Raw genomic sequence first — 3160 nt, 5'->3', positions numbered from 1 at the left:
AACTATATTGCACCGGAGACAGATCTTGAAAAACAGCTTGTTGCAGTATATGGTGAAGTATTAGGAATTAATGCTGAAACGATCAGTATTCATGACGATTTCTTCAGATTAGGAGGGGATAGTATCATCAGTATTCAGTTGGTAGGAAGGATGAAGCAACGTTTGGATGTAAGAGTCAATGTAAAAGAGGTCTTTTCATCAAGAACTCCGGCAGTACTGGCAAAACTTATTGAAGAAAAGAAATCTGCTACACAGATTGAACTGCTTACTGAACAGGGAATTCTTGTCGGAAATGTTCCGTTTTTACCAATTCAGGAATGGTTCTTCAGTCAGATAGAATTAGGATATCTTCCGGATTTTAATCACTGGAATCAATCATTTTTATTGAATGTTCCCGAATTGGATAAGGCAATTTTTGAACAAAGTATTAACCTTCTGATTGAAAAACATGATGTATTCAGAATGCAGTATCCGAAAGAAAACGGATTATATAGTCAGCAATACGGAGATGAGAAAGCTTTTGCAGAAATCAGTTATCTTGACGTTTCATCAATACATTCAGATGAATTACCCGAGATATTTACAGGATGGCAGAAACAATTTGACATAGAAAAAGGACCGTTATATCATATAGGTTATATTACGGGATATGAAGATCATACAGCCAGAATTTTCTTTGCTTTCCATCACCTGATTATCGATGTGGTAAGCTGGAGAATCATCACTGAAGACTTAAAGAATATTTACCAATCCCTTGAAAAAGGTGAAAACTATCAGATAAAGAAAGGAAGCAGCTACCGTCAATGGACAGAAGCCATAAAAGGCTATAAATCTGAAAATTCAGAAGCCAGAGACCTGGAATTATCGTATTGGAACAGAATCACAAAGACAGTGAACCAAACCAATAATACACTGGAAGCGCTTTCTGTTCAGGAGCAACACCATGATATTCTTGCGCTGGATAAAGAGTATACTGAAAAACTGATCAGAGGAAGCCATCATGTCTATCAAACTCAGATCAACGATCTTTTACTTTCTGCATTAGCAACAGCACTTGGAGACTTGACAGGAGATAGCCACCATGCTGTCTTATTGGAAAGTCACGGGCGTGAAGAAATATTTGATAACCTGGATATTACTGAAACAGTTGGCTGGTTTACTTCTATGTATCCGCTATTGCTGGAAACAGGAAAAGAAGTAAATGATACCGTAGTTCTGACCAAAGAAGCACTGAGAAGTATTCCAAACAATGGTATTGGTTATGGAAACCTGGTAGGGTATACAGATCAGGAACTTCCAAAAATAAGTTTCAACTATCTTGGACAGCTTGATCAGGAAGAAAATTCGGGAGAAAAAACATGGTTTATTGCGGCTGAAGATAATGGAGTTTCCATTGGAGAATCTAACCGTGGAAGTTATCTTATCGGAATCAATGGGGCTGTTGTAGATGGAGAACTTCGTTTTAGAATTTCAGCTCATTTAGAGCAGGACAAGGTAACACGGTTTGCTCAGAGTTTTAAAGATCAGATGATTACCATTATTGATGAACTGTCTAAAAACACAAGAAGTTTCCTTACTCCGTCAGATATAGATCATATCATAAGTGCTAAGCAACTTGTCAATCTTCAGGAATCAGTTGAGATTGAAGGCGTATATCTTGCAAACAGTCTTCAGGAAGGATTTGTATATCATGCATTGAGTCAGGGAGATAAAGATGACGCTTACCGTATACAGTTAACCTGGGATTATCTTGCTGGGATCAATACAGATAAGCTTAAAGAAGCGTGGTCACATACCCAGCAGCAGTTTCCTGCATTACGACTTAGATTTGACTGGAGCGAAGAGATTGTTCAGGTTATTGATAAAGAAAGTCCTCTGGACTGGCGTTATCAGGATATAACCGGAATGAATGAAGAAGAGCAGGAGGAACTGATTAAGGAATTGACTCAGAAAGATCGTTTTGAAGTCTATGACCTGTCAGAAAGCAGACTGTTCAGAGTCTATCTGTTCAAACGTTCAGAGAAACATTATACCTGTCTGTTCAGCAACCATCATGCTGTATTGGATGGATGGAGTATGCCGATCATCCTGAAAAGAATCCATGATATTTATCTGAGTTTGATTAAAGATCAGAAATCTGAATGGATGACCGATCAGGCATATATCAATACCCAAAAATACCTTCAACAGCATAAAGATGCCAGCCGAAGCTTCTGGAAAGACTATATGGCAACCCTTGAAGATCGTGAAGACCTGAGCAGCCTGATTAAAGACTCTCAAAGACATATCGATCTTGGAACCTATCGCCAGATCAAAGAGCATAGCCTTGTGACGATGACGATTGGAGATGATCAGTATCAGCAGTTGAAAAGATTTACCACTGAAAACGGATTTACCGTGAATGCTGTTCTCCAGTATCTATGGCATAATCAGTTGAGAATATACAGTGGACTGGAAACTACCGTTGTAGGAACCACCGTATCCGGACGAAGCTTACCTGTAGATGGAATAGAATCTTCCGCAGGGTTATTTATCAACACACTTCCATTGATTGTACAGCATAAAGAAGGTCTGGTGACTGATGTTATTTCAGAGATTCAGCATAGATCCAGTGAGTTGAATACCCATAGTGATATGAGCCTTGCTGAACTTAATCAGGATTCGAGCCGTATTTTCAGTAGTTTATTTGTATATGAAAACTATCCGGTGCCTGAAGCAGGTGAGGACAGCAATGAAGTGGGATTTGTTTTCAAAGGAGGAGTAGAAAAACTGGATTACCCATTAGGAATCATGGCGTTTGAACATGGGGACAGTGTAATTATGAAGATTAATTATGAAGGAGCTCTCTTTGAACATAAAACAATGGAGAATCTGACAGAAGGGATGAAGAGTATTTTGGCTCAAATGTTAGAAAACTGGAAAATTACATCTGGTGAACTTTCCTATCTTCCAAAAGAACAGTTAGAATTAATGCAGATATGGAATGCTACAGAGAATGCATATCCATCAGACAGAACAATTCATGAGCTGTTTGAAAATCAGGCTGAAATAACGCCTGATCATATAGCTTTAGTATATAAAGATGTCAAGCTTTCTTATAAAGAACTGAACGAAAGATCCAACCGTTTAGCCAACCATTTAATAGCTGCTTATAACCTTC

At 38.4% G+C, this 3160-nt stretch carries 1 protein-coding gene; it reads left to right on the top strand.

Annotated elements, in window-relative coordinates:
- On the top strand, nucleotides 1-3160 hold a 3160-nt coding region (locus M2372_RS25490; RefSeq protein ID WP_259081427.1), incomplete at both ends, for a condensation domain-containing protein.

This window comes from Chryseobacterium sp. BIGb0232 (assembly GCF_024810195.1).
GTDB classification, from domain to species: domain Bacteria; phylum Bacteroidota; class Bacteroidia; order Flavobacteriales; family Weeksellaceae; genus Chryseobacterium; species Chryseobacterium pennae.
Note: the sequence above shows the minus strand (reverse complement) of the source record. Positions and strands in the feature narration are given on the sequence as shown.